Here is a 529-nt window from a genome sequence, read left to right as displayed (position 1 = left end):
CACTTTGACACCATTATGATGCCTTTCAATATGTCGATGGGGATCATGACCATCTTTGTGTCGCTCGGTGTCGCCTACAGTCTGGCGAAAGCGTACAAAATGGATGGGATCACTAGCGCGGTTTTATCTTTAATGTGTTTCTTGCTGGTGGCGGCACCAGCTCAAGATGGCACGTTAGCGATGAAACACATGGGCGGTACAGGGATCTTCACTGCAGTAATGTGTGCCTTCTTTGCTGTTGAGCTGTATCGATTTATGAAAAAGCACAACATCACGATTCGCATGCCAGAGCAGGTGCCACCTGCGATCGCGCGTTCTTTCGAGGTGTTACTGCCTGTTCTAGCTGTGTTTGTCACGCTTTATCCATTAAGCATCTTCGTTCAAACCCAATACGACATGTTGATTCCTGATGCAGTTATGGCGATGTTCAAGCCATTAATCAGCGCATCAAATACTTTGCCTGCCATCATTGGTGCACTACTAATGTGTCAATTACTTTGGTTTGCAGGGATTCATGGTGCCGCGATTG

1 protein-coding gene is annotated in these 529 nt (G+C 46.9%); it reads left to right on the top strand.

Annotated elements, in window-relative coordinates; all coding sequences use genetic code 11:
• Positions 1-529: PTS transporter subunit EIIC (locus R7190_RS30370; protein ID WP_318138275.1), on the top strand; the 529-nt coding region annotated here is incomplete at both ends.

The sequence above is a fragment of the Vibrio sp. 1078-1 genome, assembly GCF_033340475.1.
Note: the sequence above shows the minus strand (reverse complement) of the source record. Positions and strands in the feature narration are given on the sequence as shown.